Source organism: bacterium (assembly GCA_030697645.1).
Taxonomy (GTDB): domain Bacteria; phylum Patescibacteriota; class Minisyncoccia; order Phycocordibacterales; family VMGT01; genus JAUYPI01.
In genome coordinates this window covers 39,900-59,413 of the sequence record JAUYPI010000016.1, presented here as the reverse complement: position 1 = coordinate 59,413, position 19,514 = coordinate 39,900, and the positions used below count along the sequence as shown (strand labels likewise).

General features: G+C 55.8%; 19 protein-coding genes. 1 reads left to right on the top strand and 18 read right to left on the bottom strand.

What is annotated here, in order from left to right; all coding sequences use genetic code 11:
- Positions 1–122 precede the first annotated feature (122 nt).
- The 6 genes from Q8R39_04070 to Q8R39_04045 form a co-directional block, all read right to left on the bottom strand.
- Positions 123–401, bottom strand: coding sequence for a hypothetical protein (locus Q8R39_04070; protein MDP3735576.1), 279 nt, complete (start codon positions 399–401; stop codon positions 123–125).
- 101 nt (positions 402–502) lie between these two features.
- Positions 503–1,321, bottom strand: a complete 819-nt coding sequence (locus Q8R39_04065; protein MDP3735575.1) for a rod shape-determining protein MreC — start codon at positions 1,319–1,321, stop codon at positions 503–505.
- A gap of 128 nt (positions 1,322–1,449) precedes the next feature.
- Entirely contained in the window at positions 1,450–2,514 is a 1,065-nt protein-coding gene (locus Q8R39_04060; GenBank protein MDP3735574.1) for a rod shape-determining protein, read from the bottom strand.
- Between the two features lie 182 nt (positions 2,515–2,696).
- Positions 2,697–4,007 (bottom strand): aminoacyl--tRNA ligase-related protein, encoded by a 1,311-nt coding sequence (locus Q8R39_04055; GenBank protein MDP3735573.1) that lies wholly within the window; start codon positions 4,005–4,007, stop codon positions 2,697–2,699.
- A 172-nt stretch (positions 4,008–4,179) separates the two neighbouring features.
- Entirely contained in the window at positions 4,180–4,752 is a 573-nt protein-coding gene (locus tag Q8R39_04050; GenBank protein MDP3735572.1) for a redoxin domain-containing protein, read from the bottom strand.
- A 182-nt stretch (positions 4,753–4,934) separates the two neighbouring features.
- On the bottom strand, positions 4,935–6,080 hold the full coding sequence (locus Q8R39_04045) for an HAD-IIB family hydrolase (protein ID MDP3735571.1): 1,146 nt from the start codon (positions 6,078–6,080) through the stop codon (positions 4,935–4,937).
- A gap of 224 nt (positions 6,081–6,304) precedes the next feature.
- Between Q8R39_04045 and Q8R39_04040 the strand changes: the two genes are divergently transcribed.
- Positions 6,305–7,498 (top strand): hypothetical protein, encoded by a 1,194-nt coding sequence (locus tag Q8R39_04040; protein ID MDP3735570.1) that lies wholly within the window; start codon positions 6,305–6,307, stop codon positions 7,496–7,498.
- A 99-nt stretch (positions 7,499–7,597) separates the two neighbouring features.
- Here Q8R39_04040 and neuC read toward each other — a convergent pair whose 3' ends face one another.
- From neuC to Q8R39_03980, 12 genes are all read right to left on the bottom strand, one after another.
- Positions 7,598–8,764, bottom strand: coding sequence for a UDP-N-acetylglucosamine 2-epimerase (gene neuC / locus Q8R39_04035; protein ID MDP3735569.1), 1,167 nt, complete (start codon positions 8,762–8,764; stop codon positions 7,598–7,600).
- Between the two features lie 177 nt (positions 8,765–8,941).
- Complete coding sequence (locus Q8R39_04030) at positions 8,942–10,048, bottom strand: N-acetylneuraminate synthase family protein (protein MDP3735568.1); 1,107 nt, start codon at positions 10,046–10,048, stop codon at positions 8,942–8,944.
- A gap of 103 nt (positions 10,049–10,151) precedes the next feature.
- Positions 10,152–10,706 (bottom strand): hypothetical protein, encoded by a 555-nt coding sequence (locus Q8R39_04025; protein MDP3735567.1) that lies wholly within the window; start codon positions 10,704–10,706, stop codon positions 10,152–10,154.
- Positions 10,707–10,937: 231 nt separating this feature from the next.
- Positions 10,938–12,371, bottom strand: coding sequence for an Asp-tRNA(Asn)/Glu-tRNA(Gln) amidotransferase subunit GatA (gene gatA, locus Q8R39_04020; GenBank protein MDP3735566.1), 1,434 nt, complete (start codon positions 12,369–12,371; stop codon positions 10,938–10,940).
- A 92-nt stretch (positions 12,372–12,463) separates the two neighbouring features.
- Complete coding sequence (gatC, locus tag Q8R39_04015; GenBank protein ID MDP3735565.1) at positions 12,464–12,748, bottom strand: Asp-tRNA(Asn)/Glu-tRNA(Gln) amidotransferase subunit GatC; 285 nt, start codon at positions 12,746–12,748, stop codon at positions 12,464–12,466.
- 286 nt (positions 12,749–13,034) lie between these two features.
- The gene (locus Q8R39_04010; protein MDP3735564.1) at positions 13,035–13,535 is read right to left on the bottom strand and encodes a hypothetical protein; all 501 of its coding nucleotides are present in this window, start codon (positions 13,533–13,535) and stop codon (positions 13,035–13,037) included.
- A gap of 151 nt (positions 13,536–13,686) precedes the next feature.
- The gene (locus Q8R39_04005; protein MDP3735563.1) at positions 13,687–14,211 is read right to left on the bottom strand and encodes a type II secretion system protein; all 525 of its coding nucleotides are present in this window, start codon (positions 14,209–14,211) and stop codon (positions 13,687–13,689) included.
- 2 nt (positions 14,212–14,213) lie between these two features.
- On the bottom strand, positions 14,214–14,804 hold the full coding sequence (locus Q8R39_04000; GenBank protein ID MDP3735562.1) for a type II secretion system protein: 591 nt from the start codon (positions 14,802–14,804) through the stop codon (positions 14,214–14,216).
- Positions 14,805–15,060: 256 nt separating this feature from the next.
- Positions 15,061–15,717 carry a type II secretion system protein gene (locus Q8R39_03995; GenBank protein MDP3735561.1) on the bottom strand — a complete coding sequence of 219 codons (657 nt, stop codon included), beginning with the start codon at positions 15,715–15,717 and terminating at the stop codon, positions 15,061–15,063.
- A gap of 146 nt (positions 15,718–15,863) precedes the next feature.
- Positions 15,864–16,697 (bottom strand): prepilin peptidase, encoded by an 834-nt coding sequence (locus tag Q8R39_03990; protein ID MDP3735560.1) that lies wholly within the window; start codon positions 16,695–16,697, stop codon positions 15,864–15,866.
- A gap of 214 nt (positions 16,698–16,911) precedes the next feature.
- The gene (mltG, locus tag Q8R39_03985) at positions 16,912–17,922 is read right to left on the bottom strand and encodes an endolytic transglycosylase MltG (GenBank protein MDP3735559.1); all 1,011 of its coding nucleotides are present in this window, start codon (positions 17,920–17,922) and stop codon (positions 16,912–16,914) included.
- Positions 17,923–18,165: 243 nt separating this feature from the next.
- Entirely contained in the window at positions 18,166–19,431 is a 1,266-nt protein-coding gene (locus Q8R39_03980; GenBank protein MDP3735558.1) for a hypothetical protein, read from the bottom strand.
- Between the last annotated feature and the right edge of the window lie 83 nt (positions 19,432–19,514).

The window sequence follows — 19,514 nt, the reverse complement described above, 5'->3', positions numbered from 1 at the left end:
GCACGCCCTTATGCGGCTCGTGCTCAATCGCGAAATCCTCATCGTATCTCGATACGTCTCGGATTCGCTCATTCCGCGCCAAGCTGCATCAGGTCATGCATTGAGCACGATATTAGGAGAACTTATTTATGCACGGGGCCTAAGGCTGCCCGCAGCCGCGGCCTCAGAAACTCGAGCATGAGGAAAAGTAGTGTACACAGAACCGTAAACGGAAAACGGAAACCGCCGAGCTGCCGCACTGGGAGACCATAGAGCGCATCGAGGATGACGCCAAGCACGATAAGCTCGTATGCGCTGTGATAGCGGAACAAAAGCAGAGCGGCACCCGGCACGACAAGCCACCACGGAGTGAAGAAGGCGGCAGTGAAGAGGACGAGGTCGGTGAGGAAGCGAGGAAACATATACGAGCTTTTAGCTGATAGCTTTTAGCTTTTAGCACGACGGCGTAGCCTCTCAAAAGCTAACAGCTAAAAGCTATAAGCTCGTCTTATTAAGCTAACAGCTAAAAACTTGCAACTGGTGGTCCAATCTCCACCTCCACCCACCGGAGCTCAAAGAGCGGCGTGAGGAAGCGTACATGCGCAGTGACAAATGGATCGGTCTCGTCACCCTCGATTTCTTCTATCGTCCCTATCGCGCGCACAGGAGAGCCGGCCCAGTGGACGAGTGCCCCCGGAGAGATGCCCGAGTCACGCGGCAACTCGGCAATGAACGCGCCGCCGCCGACTCCGCGGAGCACCACGGGCAGTGCGCTCTCGCCAATGAGTACGTCGTGCGTTTCGCCCGAAGATGAAAAAAGCCGCACTTTAGCAGTGCGAGACGCCGCCTCCGCAACGACGCCTATCGGCTGATCACCCAGAGCGAGCACAAGCGTCCCCGGTGTAACGCCAACATCGCGGCCGACGTCAATCAAGAGGAGGTCGTATGGCAGCACTCCGGGCTTTGCGATGACCGCCCCGACCACGCGCTCGCCGGTACCCCGGCCCCGGCCGAGCGAGGCGAGCAACACTCGGTCATCCTCAGTGCGCCGCGACAAGCTCTCAAGCGTCGCTTCAAGCGCGCTCACGCGCTCGCGGAGGACACGATTCTCCCCTGCGAGACGCATTTTCGAAGACGCTCCCCCGGACAAACTTTCGAGAGCGGCCGCAACGCTCGCACGCGCTTCGTGCGCGATACGTCCTACCGCCGAGATCGGGGAAAGAACGAACGATGGCAGGCCGAAATGAAAAAAAGAAAGACAGGCGGCAAGCGCGAGCACGGAGCCCGCGATCAAAACCGCGCGCCGTTTGGGTAACCGTTTGCGAGAAGAAAAAGAAGACACGGTGTACACAATTTCCGACTGCTAACTTCCAACTTCTAATTGCTGCGAAAACACAAATGACGTTCGTGTTTGGAAATTGAATCATTGGAAAATTGATTGAAAATTGTAAATTGAAAATTACGTTCTTGCTACTGCGGCGGCAGTGCGTCATCCCCGGCCACGAGCATGTCCTCGTGCGCGGCAATGTCCTCAAGAACGACGCCGGTGCCGCGCGCGACCGCGGTCAGCGGATCGTCCACGACGTGCACCGGGATCTTCAGCCATTCTTCAAAGAGCTCCGGCAGGCCCCGAAGGAGCGCCCCGCCGCCGCAGAGATACATCCCGCGGCGCATAACATCCGCGAGCACCTCCGGCGGCGTCGTCTCGAGCACCTCTTTCGTCGCCTCAATAATGGTCTCAATCGACTGCGCGATCGCCTCGCGCACGTCGGACGCCGTCATCATCATCTCACGCGGAAGACCGGTCATGAGGTCGCGCCCGCGCACCGGCGATTCAGTTCGCTCGTGCTCCTCCTCACGCAGCGTGCCGATCGATATCTTAATGTCCTCGGCCGTTTTCTCGCCAACGAGCATTTTGAACTCATCGCGCACGTAGCCGATGATATCGGCGTTCAGCTTCTCGCCCGCGACGCGGATATTGCGCGCAGCGACAATGCCGCCAAGCGAGATCACGGCGATGTCCGTCGTGCCGCCGCCGATGTCAACGATCATGCTCCCCACCGGTTCACGTACCGGCAGCCGTATGCCAAGCGCCGCGGCCATCGGCTCCTCGATAATATGAACCGAGCGCGCGCCAGCGTTTCTTGCTGCATCGCGCACCGCGCGGGTCTCGACATTCGTGATGCCTGATGGCACGCCGACGACGACCCGCGGGCCAAGGGGCTTTCGCGAGTTCTGCTGCGCTCGACTGATGAGATAACCGACGAGCTCCTCGGCGACCTCAAAATCGGAGATCACGCCGTCAACCAGAGGCTTCACCACCGCGATATGCGGCGGGGTGCGCCCAAGCATCGCTCGTGCGTCGTTGCCGACAGCGACCACGCGGCCAGTTTTTTGATTAAGCGCAACGACGGACGGCTCATTCAAGATGATGCCCCTGCCGCGAAGATACACGAGCGTGTTAGCGGTGCCAAGATCGATCCCGATGTCATTCGATAAAAAGCGACTGGTGTGTTCTAAGTAGGAGTGGAACATAACATAGTGCGAATTACAAAACCAAAAGTTCAAATGCCAAATTAATGCCTATGCTTAGTGCAAAACGCAAAGTGTAAAGCGCAAAACAACAGCCCCAAACAAAAAACGTCCTTTGCCTTTTGCGCTGTTGTTTTGCGCTCTTCGTTTTGAGCTTTACGCTCTACAGCTTTGACATTTAAGCTTCAATCTCGATGGCCTGCCAATCGCCTTATCAACTCATCCCCTCCAATAAGATCAACTGCCCCGCTCCTCCTCTCCCGCATCTCATACTTCCCTGCTGCCATCGTTTTCTCGCTCGCCACGATCCGATACGGTAGACCGATAAGGTCGGCATCGGCAAACTGCTCACCAACGCTCACATCTTGGCGATCGTCATAGAGTACGCTCACTCCATGCGCTTGTAGCGCAGCATACAGTCCGTCTGCCTCAGCCACCACATCGTTTGTGATTTGGGCTTTATGGATGTGTGACTCGCTTGAAATTTCTAATTTAGAATTCCGAATTCTAACAAGGTGTGCGTCAAACGGCGCGATACTCCGGGGCCAGACGAGCCCACGATTATCCGAGAGTACCTCGGCGACCGTGCCCATGAGCCGCCCAACCCCAATGCCGTAGCATCCCATCACCACAGGTCGCTTCTCGCCACTCTCGTCCGTAAAAACGAGCCCCAAGAGCTCCGAGAACTTCGTGCCGAGCGGAAAGATATTGCCGACTTCGATCGCCTTTTTCTCAACAAGCCGCTCGCGTGGGACATTGAGCTCCGCGAGGAGAGTCTCGTCGAGTACCTCGGCGTTGATCGCCGTGTGCGTGTCGGGCTCGATATAAATTGTATCCTCACCGGCATCCGTCAGAGTTTGAAATTCCTCGGACGCACGCGAAAAGCTCCCGCCGGACGCTCTCGTAAAGTAAGTATGCTCGCCAATCCCCGCGCGCTCGAAAATGCGCGTGTACGCATCCTTCATGCGTTGGTAGAGAACCGCGTGCTCTGCCTCAGTCCTCGCAAACGAATAGCAATCCTTCATTACAAACTCCCGGCCACGGAGGATGCCGCTTTTCGCACGCAGCTCATTGCGAAACTTAGTCTGAAATTGAAAAATCAGGCGAGGAAGATCACGGTAGGAAGAGATATAGTGCGTAAGAAGAGCAGTAAGCGGCTCCTCGTGCGTGTGCGCGAGCCCGAGAGGCGAGCCGTCTTTGAGCACGGTCCTGAACCAGTTGTCAACTATCTCGTCACTCCAGCGACCCGTGCGCTCCCAGACCGCGGGGCTCTGAAGCGTGGTCAAGAGCACCTCGTTGCCCCCCGCGCGCTCCATTTCCTCGCGAATGATCCCCTCGATCTTCCGGATCACCCGAAGACCGAGCGGCAGGAGTGTATAGGCACCCGCCATCTCTTTGTAGATAAAACCCGCGCGCGAGAGAAGCACCGCGTTCTTTGCCTGCTCGTCCTTCGGTGCCTCGCGCCGCGTCTTCGTAAAAAGTTCCGAGAATCGCATGATAAGACATATCGTACAAAAAATGCGCCCTGCGGTCAAAATTGCGCGAATTGGCACACACGAGGGGAGGGATAGGAATAACCCCTACTATAAATCCGTCCTGGAACTGCCCTGCCGTCTTTTTGATGGCAGGGCGAAATCGTCTCCACTCTCTAACTCTCCCACGCCCTTCTCAAATCTTTCCCACCAACCCGAGCCCCGGCCTCAGCGTCTTCTCCCCTGGTTCCCAGCTTGCGGGACAGACTTGCCCACCGTGTTCGCGGACGAACTTCGCCGCCTGAAGTTTACGCAAAAGCTCTTTCGCGCTCCTGCCGATTGAATTGTCGTTAATTTCCATCGCGCGGAGCACGCCGTCGGGGTCTATGATAAACGTGCCGCGGAGCGAGAGCCCGGCGTCCTCCCCTTCTTCGATATATGTGCCGAAGGTGCGCGCAAGTACCCCCTTCGGATCGGCAGCCATGGGGAACGTGATCTTCCCTATCGCCGCCGATTGATCGTGCCACGCCTTGTGTACGTAGACCGTGTCCGCGCTCACGGACACAATCTCCGCACCCTCCTTCTTGAATGCCGCGTAGTGCTCGGCAAGCTCCTCAAGCTCGGTCGGACAGATGAACGTAAAATCCGCTGGGTAGAAAAAGAGAATAAGCCACTTGCCGCGATACTGAGCGCGCTTGAGGGTAACAATCTTATCTTTGTGATAGGCGGCGAGCTCGAAGTCAGGCACGGACGAGCCGACGGTCACCACACAAGATCCCATGGAGGTGTCATACTGATCGCGCATCATGCACAAAAGACTACCAGAGTTTCCCTCGCAGTTCAATGCTCCGCAGTTCAATTTCCAATGACTCGCGGACGATGCGAAACGCCGAATGGATAAATGGATAAATTGACACCAATTTTATGCGATCGCATAAAATTGGTGTCAATTTATGTATCTTGGATGACGGTGTTACGCATATGTTTCGCAGCAGTGCCAATAAGCCACGACGAACTCTGTACCTTGTCGCCTCCTACATCAAATACCATTTCGATGCCGAGCCGCTCGCAGACCCGGGCTTCTGGAATATCTGCGGCACTCGCGCGGTCGCCGCCGTTTGCAAAAATGTGCGGACGAACGCGCGAAAGTGTTTCGCGGACGGTGCGATCCTCATCTACAGAAATGACCACCTCATCCACTGCGCGAAGCGAAGAGATGATCGCCGCGCGTTCGCTCTCACTCATAAAGGGCACGCTCCCCTTCACCTGCACCTGCAGATCGTTGTTGAGGATGACAACGAGCCGGTCGCCGAGCTCTCGTGCAGCTTCAAGAAGCGCGACATGCCCGCGGTGCACGGGATTAAAATAGCCAGAAACCGCGACCGTGCGCTCGGAACGGCCCAAAAGCTCGCGGATCACCGAGGCCGTCTCGCGCGGCCCGCTCACCTGCCGCGTATCGCAGACGCCGATTACGGACTCGTCGTTCCCGCCCGGCACGAGCGCGTCGCCCACATAGAGTGCGCTCCGCCAGCCCTCTCGTTCCATGAGCCGGCGGACGTTGTCGCCTTTCTGGGCGCCACGGCGCGTATAATCAAGGCAAGTCGTCCCACCGATCGAAACGGTACACATCATTGAGCGAAATGGCAAAGCCGCGAGGAGCTCGCGCCGCCGCGAGCGATCCGGGTCAAATCGCACCTTCTCCTCGCGCGGCGCATTGTGACCGACGAAACTCAGGGAAATTTGGCAGCCACGATCCTCGAGCGTCGCGGGATTGACCGGGGTCCCCATGCGCTCGGCAGCCGAGCGAACATGCGTGAGTATCTCCTGCTTCTCGGTGTCTCTAAGCGCAGCGTGCCAGAATGCGGCACCGCCGCTCTCCGTCGCGTCATTACCGTTCTGCGCAAGAATCATACCGCGCGGCAAAACGCTGACATGCGGTATCTGCTTCTCGATCTGCTGCCGCGTCGCGCCAGAGACGACGATCACCGGCACGCTCCGAGCAAGCGCGAGGAGCTCGTAGAACATTTCCGGCGCGATCTCCGTCTTGCTCCGCGTCAGCGTGTCGTCGAGATCGAAAAAATAAGCTTCGTGGGACATACTCTATTCTATTTTACTGCGCGAGATGCTCACAAGATACGGGCGTATCTTCATTTTTGAAAAACGCCTTAGAATGAAGATATGCTGCATTTCGGTTTCGGTAAACTTGACATACATCAATCTTCGTGCTTACTTTAATACCAGTCGTGCAACCGCCGCGTCAAACACTCGAAACCGGCGCGGCTATTGATAGTTCTTCGCCAATAGGAGATATTGTAATGGCAATGAAGCAAAAGTTAGTTTTGGTAGCCCACGACAAGGCACCGAGCGTAGCGCTTGAACTCGCGGGAAATAAACTCAAGGAGGCGTTTGCACGGGAGGGGATCGTCTGTGAGATATCCATGCACTGCGCCCACGGCGCGCCGCCACTTGATCTTGATACCTGGTCCTTCTCGCTCACTGCGGAAGACGCTGCGGCAGCGACGCTCGTTGTCACCGGCGTTTCGTCTTCGAAAGCGCTCGCCGCTGAGGAAATTTGGGCTGCAGACGAGGCTCGCGATCGCATTCTCGACGCACGTGCCAAAAGACAACCGCCGGGTGTCCAGTACGGTGTCTACCTCGACACTGACATGGGCAACCGCTACTGGTTTGACGACAAGGTTGCCGACGAAGTGAGCTTCGCCTTTGCGCCGAACGCGGACGAGGTCGCGGCGGCACAGAAACGCTATCCGAAAGCGCGCGTCTTTCTTGCCGGCAACCCGCTTGAGGAAGCGGCGGCGTTTCCTGTAACGACGCGTGAAGGGATACGCGCGACGCTTAACGTTGCTGATGGAGAGCCATTCATCCTCTGCCCGGGAGGAAAGGACCTCCAGGTGAACTGCGACTTCATCAAGGGTGTCTGCACGGCAGTGCTCAAACCAGCCGTCCTCAATCTCAGCCCCCTCATTATTTTCTCCCCACACCCGGGCGACCAAAATGATCCCGAAGCGTATATTGAGCTCCTTAAGGAGATCTATTACAACGGGCAGCTCGTCGCGTCACCTGCGCTCCTCCACCCAAAACACACGCAGCACGAAAAGTATGCCGCCCTGCGGAATGACCGGCGCATCTCGCAAGAGCTCTTCGCCGCCTCACTCCTGATCCCCGGCTGCGACATCGTGGTGCACAGTGCCTCGACGATTGCCAAAGAAGCCGGCTATCAGCGAAAATCAGCGCTGAACTATTTTACCCGCTCGGCGTTTAAGCGCAATCCAGACCTTCGCGCCTGGCCGCCAGTCGCTCGCGGCGTCGAGGAGGCAGTGTACGAAGAATTGTATCCTGAGCCAGAGGCGCTCGCCGCGGCGATCGTGCGTCTGCTCACGCCGGAAGGGTTCGCCCCGATGCGCGCACGACAGGAAGCGGTCTACCTCAAGCCCGACTACAAAGGCGCAGCGGTAGACAAGATGGTCGCCGCGATCCGCGAAATCGCGGGCGTGTAACAACATCCCCGCCAAGTACCAGTACCCTGACGGACACTCTCACAACCCCGCCCCCAGCATTCGCTGGGGGCGGTACAATTTTTTGCCCTTGAAAAATAGTCACTCAAAAAATCGCTTCTCCGTGCAGAGCGGAGCGCTCGCGAGCGTGGCAGCGATGTTCTGGGCCGTTCCATCAGCGTGGTAGAGCTCGGAGGGCGCGTAGCGGCCTGCCGCAAGCTGCTCCTCGATCGCAGAGCGGATCGCGTCCGACTCCTCGGTGACATCACACACATTCTCCGCGCGCATCCTGCCACGCTGCCTCGAGCCAATGTTCACCACAGGAATGCCGAGGTATGAGCACTCTTTAATGCCAGCCGACGAATTGCCGACAAGAAGTCGTGAGCGCGCCAGGAGCGAGATGAAGGAGCGCGGCGGGAGATATCGCATAAAACGAATACGATGCCCCTCCGTCTGGTCGTGAAAGACGCGGAGGGCGTGCGAAATTTCCTCGCTCCCGACATCGGCGTTTGGCCAAAACCAGAGCGTCGGGATGCCGAGCGTATGCACCACGCCGAGCAACTCCTCGGTGCGGCGCGCGAGCGTGCCGCCCTCGAGCGCCTCGCTCCAGACCGGGTGGTACATCACCATCACAAAATCCTCCCCCGGGTCAAATAGGGCACCGCTCCCCGTCGTCGAGAGCTCACTCGCGCCACTCTCCGCACGAGCGAATGTCCGAGCCACCTCGACATCGGGACTACCAAAGTTGAACACAGAGCGCGGGTCCTCACCCATCCTGAGAAGTCGCTCCCGCGCCGCCTCATTCGTCGCGATGTGAAGGTGCGCGAGTTTCGTAATCGCATGCCGCACGCTCTCATCGAGCGTGCCGGTAATGTCCCCGCCCTCGATGTGTGCGAGCGGGATATTCATGTACGCCGCGGCGGTCGCGGCCGAGAGCACCTCGAAGCGATCCCCCCGCACGACGACCAGATCGGGTTTCAAATCATTGAACATCGTTGCGAACTCGACGATACCGAGGCCTGCGGTCTTCGCTTTCACCACCCTGTTGTCGCCCTCGAGCGCAAAATAAAGCTCGTGGATATGTTCAATTCCGTCCTGCTCAAGCATCGCTCTGACCTGCGCGTAGCGCGGCGTGTACTTTGTGAGGAGCGCCGTGCCGCCGACGACGACGTGGAGCTCGACGTCCGCGCGACGAGAGAGCTCCTCGAGGATGAGGAGATTGCGGGCGTAGTGGATGAAGGAGGTGATGACGAAACAGATTTTACGCATATGCGTAACAATGCCAGGTATCAAAAAGCCAGACACCGTGCTTATAATAATTTCCAATTTTAATTATCAATTTTCAATAAATTTTCAATGTGTCAATGGCTCAATGACGGACGACGTCGTGTTTGAAAATTGAGTAATTGAAAATTGATTGAAAATTAGAAATTGAAAATTGAAAATTCACGCAAGGTCGTCCGTCTTGACCGGCTGATATTTCTTCATGTCGCGCGCCGCCCTCTTCCCCACCACCTCATAAAACCTATTCGCCGCGAGGCCGTCGATATACATCTTCGGCCGCATCGCGTAGATCATTTTTTTTGTAATCACCGTACCTGCCGGCATGTCGCAACCGGCGACGAGCGCCTTATTAAAATACGGCCGGAATTTATTATTCGCGCCCTCAAGCTCACGATCGCACGAACCATAGTAGGGGGACGGGTCGATGCTTTTGTAACTGCCAGATCGGATCGCACGCACCATGAGCGCGAATTCGTCAGGCGTCATCGACACTTTATGATCCGCACCCCACAGCTCGCGAGAAAACGAAAAATGTTTCTCAATGACCCGAGCGCCGAGCTTCACCGCGGCGAGAGCAATGCTCTCTCCGAGTGAGTGATCAGAAAAGCCGATAACAACGTCGGGGTACTCCTCGCGCAAGCTCTCAATCGTGGCAAGGTTAAAATATTCCGCAGGTGCCGGGTACTGGCTGATACAATAAAGCACCACAAGTGGAACCCTGAGCGAGCGAATGTGCGCGACAAGCTCGCTCAGCTCCGCAAGCCCCACCATGCCGGTTGAAATGATGAGCGGTTTTCCGGTGCTCGCTATGAAGTCGAGGGTCGCGTAATCTTGCACGTCGCCGCTCCCCAGTTTCCAAATAGGGACGCCGAGGCTCTGGAGCCTCTCCGCGGCCCTGCGGCTCATCGGCGTCGAGAAAAACACGAGCCCGCGCTCCTCAGCGCGCGCCTTGACTGCATGCCAGAACTCAGGCGGCGTCGCCTCCATATTTCGCTTAATCCAGCGGTAGCGGTCAGAGCCGCTAAAATGCGGCGAGACGACCGTAAGCCCGGGCATGAACTCGTCCTCAAGTTCATGGGTTTGAAACTTCACCGCATCCGCCCCCGCCTCCGCCGCCGCGTCAATGAGCGCGACTGCGTTCGCGAGATACTCCTCCCGCGGCCGCTCTTCTTCCGTCTGGATAAAATTCTTCCCAATTTCCGCAATAACAAAAACGCCATCGCCGCCGATGGTTTTGGCACTGCCTGCAATAGAAATTGGCACCGCCATACCTAGTCTCTAAAACCCCTCATTATATGAAGAAGTCACGTCTTAACAGGCCCACTGCGCACCACTTGCCAGTCTTTACCACCTACCCTCCACTTTCTACTTTCTAGATACACCGAAACTCATCAAACACCTGCCGGTAGAGATCAATCGCGCGCTTTGCCTCGCGCTCGGAGAGCAGGAAGTCGCCGCCGGCATGCGCAATCTCGTTGCGGATACGATGCGCTTCCCACGCGCTCTCAATCGTGAGAAAGTCGCTCTTCTCGACCGACTTCAGCTTATCCGCAAGCGTCTCGCCGTGGTAACCCAATCCGCTCATCATCTCTTCGAGCATAATGTCGGCCTCAAGGATCGCGAGCCTCCAGTCGCTCTGGTTCGGTGAGGCGATATGCGCGAGCACGCGCTGCCATTTTTCATTGCGCACCGCGCCGGCTCTCGCGCGGTGAACCTCCTCGTGATGCACGCGCAGGATCTCGCGCTCCTCCGTGCGCATCTGCGTGATTCGAATAATCGAATACGTAATGAGTGTTGCCAATATGAGCGACAGCCCGATTGAATACGGCGCAATCGCCCGGAGCAGGTTGACAGGAGAGAGCAACGACGGATCGGAGAGAACGGCGTACAGGTGGTAGAAGATGAAATCGGGGTTGAGAGAAGGCATAGCGTGCGCAATTTCCAATTTCTAATTTCCAAAAAACCCGTCTCCAAACAAATTTCAATACTCAAAATCCAATTTCCAAACACGGCATTCGTATTTAACCTGTCTGCCGCAGGCAGGGATTTGATGCATTGGAATTTAAAATTTGTTTGGAACTTGTTGGTTGGAGCTTGGAGTTTACGTGGACTGGAGCTTGAAAATTTTGTGTTGTTGTTTGCGCTTTGCATCGTTGATTTACTCTCCGAGAAATGCCTTGCCCGCATCAAAAAGTGTGCTCTCCTGCCCATGCCCCGCCATCAACTGAAGTCCCACCGGCAGCGTCGCGCCCTCGTATGGTACATCGCCCATCGGGATAGAGAGTGCTGGAAGACCCGCGATGTTTGCTGGCACGGTGAAGAGGTCAGCGAGGTACATCGCAACGGGGTCACTCGTCTTCGCGCCCAGCCGAAAGGCGGGCGTCGGCGTTGTCGGCGTCGCAATGACACTGACGCCACTCTCGAAAACCCGCGCGCATTCATCCCGAATCATCCGGCGCAGCGCAACCGCGCGGTTATAGTACGCATCATAGTAGCCCGCGGAAAGCACATAGGCACCGAGGATAATGCGCCGCCGCACCTCTTCGCCGAAACCGGCAGAACGCGAACGCATATAGTCGTCGAGGAGATTCTCACCGTCCACGTGGAGCCCATAGCGCACGCCATCGTAACGCGCGAGATTCGTTGACGCCTCGGCGGGCATAATGATGTAGTAGCAGGCAAGTGCGTAGCGCACATGCGGCAGTTCAATGTCGCGCACCTCGTAGCCGAGCTCGCGGAAGCGCTCGAGAGCGTCCTCAAAAGCACGCGCGACTGCAGGGTCAAGCCCAAATTCCATAAAATGCCGCGGCACCCCGATAACACGCGGCGCCACGCTGGCGCGATCAGGCGCGACATCATCGAGAAGCGTCGTGCTGTCAAGCGGATCGCGAGCGCGCGACACAGCAAAAAAAAGCTCCGCATCGCGAGCGGTCTTTGTGATCGACCCGATCTGATCGAGCGAAGAACCCATCGCTATGAGGCCCGAGCGCGAGACTGCCCCATAGGTGGGCTTGAGCCCCACGACGCCGCAGAAACTTGCTGGCTGGCGAATCGAGCCGCCGGTGTCCGATCCGAGCGCCGCAAGACAGCCGCCCATTGCGACCGCCGCCGCGCTGCCACCCGAGGAGCCGCCGGGCACGCGCGTCGGATCGAGCGGGTTTCGAGTCGGGCCATAACAGGATCGCTCAGTTGAACTCCCCATCGCAAACTCGTCCATATTTGTGCGGCCGAGAAAAATCGTGCCCGCGGCCCTCAGCTTCTGAGTCACCGTGGCGTCGTAGGGCGCGACATACTCTTCGAGCATCCGAGAGCAGGCACTCGCGCGGCGACCTTCAATCAAAATATTATCCTTCACCGCAATCGGAATGCCGGTGAGCGCAGGCGCACGCTCCCCCTCCCGCGCCAGCGTCTCGTCTGCCGCATCCGCCTGCAAAAGCACGTCATCAAACACCTCGATGTACGCTCTAAGCGATTCATTCTTCTCTTCTATGACCTTAAGGTATGCCTCCGCCAGCTCGTGCGCGGAAAAGTCCTTGTTGACAAGGTGCTGCTGTGCTTTGGTGACGGTAAGATCGTTTATGGTGATTGACATAAAAACTGAAGTGCCGCATTGTATCTTGCATTTTGTATCTTGTGCGCCGTATAAAAAATACGAGATACACGATACAAAATACAAGGCACGCGCTATAAAATTCTCTTCACCCTAACAAACCTCCCCTCCCGCCGCGGCGCCGCCCCAAGCAACCGCTCGGAAAACATACCACCCTCGTGCGCCGCGCCATCCTCACGCAGCACGTTATGCACGACACCCGTCTCCGGCTCCGGCTCGACGTCAATCCCTGCCTCTTGAATTTCAGAGACGTAGTGAATAATTTTTTCAATATCTTTGCCGAGGCGCTCGGCCTCCTCGCGCGTAATCGCGATCCGCGAAAGCGCCGCGAGACGTTCCACTTCAATGCGATCAATCATAGGTACACGGTAGCACGAGAAAGTAGCGGGTGGAAAGTAAAGGGTGGATGAGTCATTAAACCGTGAACGACGAAATTGCCGACGGAGACATCCGATGTCAGACCACGACGAAGCTCCAATTTCCAACCAACAATTTCCAACCAAATTCCAATTTCCAAACACGTCGCAGTCCGTGTTTGGAAATTGGAATTTGTGTATTGAGATTTGTTTGGAGCTTGTGGGTTGGAGCTTGGAGTTTTCGTACGACGGGGGACATCGAAGTCTCGGATTTCGTAATCCACGGTCCCTAATTCGTATAGGTAACGTCAATCGCCCGCTCAACCCGTCGCGGGTTCGACGGGTTGCAGTCGCTAAAGCCCCGGGACTGCAAAATCGTTTTTGGCGGCGGACCCGGCTGCTTCTCGACCGAGAGTTCAAGACAATAGTCTGCGGTCGCGAAGGGGAAGGGGGGGAAGATCTGCGCCGGCCCGCCGTTGCCGGTAATCGTGTGCGACACGCCGATACACTCGATGTCGTGCGGTACGGTATCGGTCGGATCGAACGCGCTCCGGACCGTCTGAAAATCCCAGTAGAGCGCGCACTCGATGCCGACGTCCGCAACGTAGAAAGCGCGTTGTGAATCTTTCACCGTTGTCGTGAGCTGCGCCTCCTTCAGGGTGAGACGAAAAACGGAAAAACCGATGATCATCAGAAGCGAGGAAGTAAGTACCGCGAAGAGGAGGGTGAAGCCGCAGGACGTACACCGCGGTATCACGCTCGTATGAATTTTACTGCAAAAAATGCGCATATATAGGTCTGTAATATGATAATTTTCAATTTCTAATTTTCAATCAATTTTCAATGAACCAATTTTCAAACACGACGTCGTTCGCCACTCAGTCATTGACACATTGAAAATTTATTGAAAATTGCTCATTGAAAATTGAAAATTGACCGCACTACCAATTCATAATCGTCTCCTTTAGTCGGAATGATCGCGCTATGTTCCCGCGGTTCCACGACACAACAACGTCGATCAGCGCTTCCCGTCGCGCGCCAATAATCGTTTCCGTAACAGTCGTCGTGCGTGTGAAGCCGCTCGGTGCGCCGGTATCATAATTATAAATACCGTCGGCACGCGCGAGAAGTACAGAACAGACCCCTCCACAGCTCACGATCGTATCGTTCGCAACATCTACGGTGCACGGAGCGCCGTCGACGCACGCCGCACGGACACCAAGAAGCCAGTCGCGTACCTCGCCATTCACTATAAGTGCAAGGCGGTTCTCGTCACGCACGCGGCGGATGTATTCGATCGGCTCCTGCGCCAGATAAAATGCCGTGATCGTGCCGCGGGCAAGGCCGGTGACCTCGAGCCCCTGGGTGAACAGCGTCAGCGTCCCGGTAATCGCGGCGAGGAGTACCGCAAGTGCGACGATCGTTTCAATCAAAGTGAAACCACGTTTAGGAAAGTGGAAACGCATAGTTAAATGTCGGGAATACGCTGCACAACCGTGGACTGGAGCGCGAAGTCTGCTCGGAGCTCGGGATGCCCCGTCGGCTCGACAAAGCCATCTATCACGATCAAGGCCTGCGGCTGCTCGAGGTCAGCGACCGTGGTGCCAGTGATATAGAATCGGAGCAACTTTATCACGATTTCAGGCGAAGTGACCGCGCTAAAATTCACGCCTGCATTCTTCGACTTTTGCATCTCCCAGTCGCCGGGGTTCCCATTCGGGTGCGGCCACAGGCGATAGACCCATGTTGCGTCCGTGCGCGTCTCGAAAAACGCAAACGTGCTGTCGCCCGCCAGCAGGTCCGGGCAATCCTGCTCCACAGTAAAATCTCCCCCACCGCAGTGGTAACTGATGCCGGTCCGGCCGTTGCGCACCATCTCTTCGAGCGCGAAATCGAGATTGCTCATCACAATCGAAATCGCGCGAGCGTTCCGGTTCGCATCCACGACCACCAAGGTCGACGACACGCCGATAAACGACGCGACGATAAAAATGCTAGACGCGACGAGAAGCTCGATGAGGGAGAAACCGCGGCTATCGTTTTTGAAAAGAAATGTCATAGATGGTCTGCTCGTCTAAAGGACGCAGTGAATCTCCAATTTCCAAAAAACCCGTCTCCAAACAAATCACCCTAATCAAAATCCAATCCCCAAACACGACGTGCGTGTTTGAGATTTGGAGTATTGGAATTTGAGATTTGTTTGGAAATTGTTGGTTGGAGCTTGGAGTTTATCTGGAGCTTGCGGGTTAGAAATTGAAATTTTACTGTGTTGTTTTACACTTTCCGCTTTTCGCTTTGCACGTTACATTTTACGCTCATTGCCGTACCGAAATCTGCCCCGTATCCGTCACCTCGACGGTATAGTCTACGTCGCCGAGCGAGCGGATGCGGACACTCGCGCGCAGGCCATCAAATTGAAATGATCCGCCAGTGTTACCACACGGAGGACCACCGCCGCCAATACGAGTGCCGATCTTTGCGGCAGGGTCAGGTCGCTGAAATACAATAGTCAGGCACCGAAGCGGCCCACCACTGAGGGTACTGCAGTGCGACGATCCATTAAATCTTGTGCCGCACACTTCAACAATCTGGTTTCCTCCGCGAAGCTCGAACGTCTCCACCGTGGGGTCAATAGTAGGACCATCATAACGCACATTCGAGGCAGGATTGCTCACCGACGTACGATCCAAAAATAGTATAAACGAAGCGGAATTGGTATTCGGTTCCTCAAGACGTATGCCATATGCCGTGGTGAACACACCGCCGAACTGCCGCACGCCGAGACCGAGGACCTGCGCCTCGCGTATCGCAAGCGCGATCTCGTAGGCAAGGTTGCCCGTTTCAACATTGCTCTGGAAAATCCGGTTCTGGCTGATCAGCGTGCCGGCAATGATCACGAAAATCGAAATCGCGATGAGGGTTTCGAGGAGGGTAAAGCCCCGTGGATGTTCTCGTTTATATCTGGTGCACATAATAAAGAGGCCATGAAGAACAGTGTTAAAAGTCGGCTTCCGACCACAAGCTTTTAGCTTATAGCTGTTAGCTTTTAGGGAGACTATGGTCGGCGCGCGTTGCGACGTAGTCGTTCAAAGCTTCTAAAATCTAACAGCTCGTTCACTTAAAACCACCATACCAACGCTGCTACGTCAAGTCCAAAAAACCACGCTAAAAAAGTTCCCGCCACGAGAAACGGCCCGAACGGAATCTCACTCTTCATTGTAAAATCTTCGCGCGACGAAAACAAACGCGCGCGCTCGGCGAGAAGAATGCCGAGGGAGACAACCGCGCCGATCCAGAAGGAGAGCACAAGCGCAGCAATCCCCGTGGAGAATCCGAGGAGCCAGCCGATGCCAAGGGCGAGCTTCGCGTCGCCGAGCCCCATCCACCGGCCACCTGAGAGGAGCCAAAGGGCCGCAAACGGAGCGGCGAGGAGAGGACCGGACGCTAGTAACTGGTAGCTAGTAACTAGTAGCTGGGGATTTGACGACGCAAGTTCTATCAAAAGTTTTGAAAATGTGAGGGCGGAGAAAAGGTATACGAGCCCGTTCGGGATAATTTTGTGGCGGAGATCGTAGACGGAAATCGCGATGAGGAGACTGAATATCGCCATGAAGTAGGCGGTATGGAGTATGAAGTATGCCGAAAACGCGGCTCCATAATTCATGATTCCTAATTCATGATTCAAAACGAGCGCGAATACAACCCCCGTTATCAGCTCTACAACCGGATACTGCAACGAGATCGCGCTCCCACACCTCCGGCACCGGCCGCGGAGCGCGATGAAGCTCACAACAGGTACAAGATCAAACCATGCGAGGATCGCCGAGCAAGAAAAACACCGCGAGCGCCCTCCGAGCGTCACGCCGCTATTGTACCGCAGCGCGACCACGTTGAGAAAACTCCCCACAATCGCGCCGAAGACGAACGTAAAAATAACCAAAAGAAAACCCATGCGCCGTGCACACAATACCTCACGCGTCTATACAGTTATAAATTCTATAATTACTCACTCACCTTACGCAACCATGCATTACGGTGTGAAAGTATCTGTACTCGTCATTATTGTATCCCAATCGGGTTTCGGATTCGCTCATTCCACGCCAAGCTGCATCAGGCCATGCTATGCAGCACGATAGTAGGGGAACTATTTATGGACGGGGCCTAATTTAATCAAGGTACAACCGTCTGTTCACTTTGTGCTCGTCGAAGGTGCGGGCGAAGTAGGTGTGCCCCGAGCGATCTGAAAGGTAAAAAAGATAGTCGGTCTCAACTGGCGTCACGGCAGCCTCAATGGCCCCGAGTCCCGGGCTTGCAATCGGCCCCGGGGGAAGGCCGATGTGCTTGTAGGTGTTATAGGGCGACGTGGTGGCGAGGTCGTCGTGGGTAAGCTCGAACGTATTTTTGCCGTTAATATAGAGAAACGCTGCGTCCACCTGAAGCGGCATGCCCACCTCCATCCGATTCCACAGAACGCTTGCGATGCGGCGCATGGTTTCAAGATCGTGCGCTTCTTTCTCAATGAGCGATGCCATGGTGATAATGTCCGCAAGCGGCCTGCCGAACGCCTCAATCTCCGGTGCAAGAGAAGCGATACGCGCATCAAACTGCTCGCGCATCACTCGCGCCACCTCCTCCGCGCTCACGGTCGGAAGAAAAAAGTACGTGTCCGGAAACAAGTAGCCCTCCGCGCCTAGGGTAATTTCGATGAATCGCGTGGGGTCGAAGCGCCCAAATTTGGCGGCAAGAATCTCGGCGATCTCGGAGCGCGTCGCGCCTTCCTGTACCAGCACGCGTCCCGGAGCAAGTCCGTATTCGCCGCCTCTGATACGCCGTGCAATGCCGAAGATATTGCTTCGCATGCTAAAAAAGTAATCTCCTGCTATCACCGCGCGCTCACTCCCCGAGAGCGCGAGGACGAGGCGCAGGAGGAGCGGCGAACGAATGACCTGCGCATTCTCGAGCACCACTCCCGCCTCATGAAGCGTGAGGCCCTTCGGGATCATCACGATCGACCCCACGGGAAAGTGTGCAGGTGCCCGGACAAAAAAAAGATACCCGACGAGTGAGAGCAGCACCGCTGCCGTGGCAGCAAAATGCGGCGGATCACGCCAAAGCCAGCGGAGCGTGCGAGGGGTTATACGCCTTAGGAAGCGGAGAAACATTTCAAGTCGAAACATACGGATAGATCGAATTCCAAACAAATTCCAATGATTCAAATCTCAAATCACAAACACGCCGCAGTCCGTGTTTGGAAATTTGATTTTGAGTATTGTGATTTGTTTGGAGCTTGTTTTTTGGAGCTTGGAATTTTCGCACGATGGGGGACATCGGATGTTGGACAGAAAAACATGACAGACGCGTAATTCCTATGTTCATTTCAATTTCAATCTTCTGTATGCCAAATACAAGATACAGATGCATTAGGTCGGTAGGTTCCCCGGCGGCTCGGCCTTACGCGACATCACACGTCCCAAAGTCGGCGTCATCGCAACGCCGCCCGGGAAGTGGTAGAGAGTCGCAAGCTCCTCGGTCGTCATGACGAGCGGCCGCTGACGATAGGGCGAATGAAAATAGGCGCGCTCGCGGTAATAGCGGATCAATCTGCGCATATGACGCGGCAAGCGAAGCTTCTCGAATTCCCACGGGTAGGTGAACCCATAGCCCCAGCGGAGCGCCGGCGCAAAACCGTTGAGTTCGACCGTATTGAACTGTTTGAGGCAGCCGATAAGCCCCAGGATATAAACTGGTTTGAATGATTCCGTCTTGTCTATATAGATGCCGCGGATACCGACATTAAACGCAAGCTTGTCGACACTGCGCAGGATCGACTCTGCCACATGCTTCTCGGCATCGGTGAGGATCGGCGAGCCGGGGAACGCGAACTCTCCAACCTTGATCCTTGTAATCGGGATCTTCGTCTTCGGATCACGCCGCAAAATTTTGTCCGCAAGCGCTTCTGCCTCCTGTTTCCACGTCGTTTTTCCGAAGAGCGTCCCTACCTGCGGCTTGTCTCTCCTGTGCGACTGAATCAAAATTTGAATCCAAATTTGCCCGCTCTGCTCGCAAGAGCCACAGTACTCAAGTAGCGCGGTAATAGGGTCGCTTTTGAACTCTTCCTTCTCGCCGCGCTTGTCGAGCGCATAGTCAACATATGTTTTTATCGGATACGGATCCGGCTTCGTGAACATGAACTCAATGCCCCATGCAGAGATCGTCTCGGGGTCGTAGCGCAGCTCGGAGGCATAATCCTCGACCTCGTAGATCTCCACCTCCGGGTACTGCGCATAAACTGCGTTCTCGACAATCGGCTTGAAAAAAGTACGCGTCCAGATGAAGAAATGCAGCTCACCCCTGATCGAGGCGATCTCGAGCGAAAACCACGGACGCCGCTTGCCAAGCCAGTAGCGCTCGATGAACGTGCTCTCCCCTGAGGTTATATGGAGCGTCGAGAGTATGATCTCCATCGCAAGCGGGGTCCGTGAGACCTCGCGGGGGAGCCTGATTTCAAGGAGTGTATGTCCTTGCTTGTGCTCGGCCCAGATGAACGTATAGACCGTCCACAGGCGCCAGAAGATGGCAAAGAGGAGAATCGGCAGCCAGATCGGCGCCGCGACGAACAAGATGTCGAGCATCTTCGCGACGATCTCATTCTGGAAGACGGCGAAGAGGTTGGGTTGCTGGAGCATAGAAAGAACAAAAAATGTCCTGAACGTGGGCGCTTTCAAAATGCGACATAGCCGTGAGCCTCACACAGCGTACCAAATTTTCA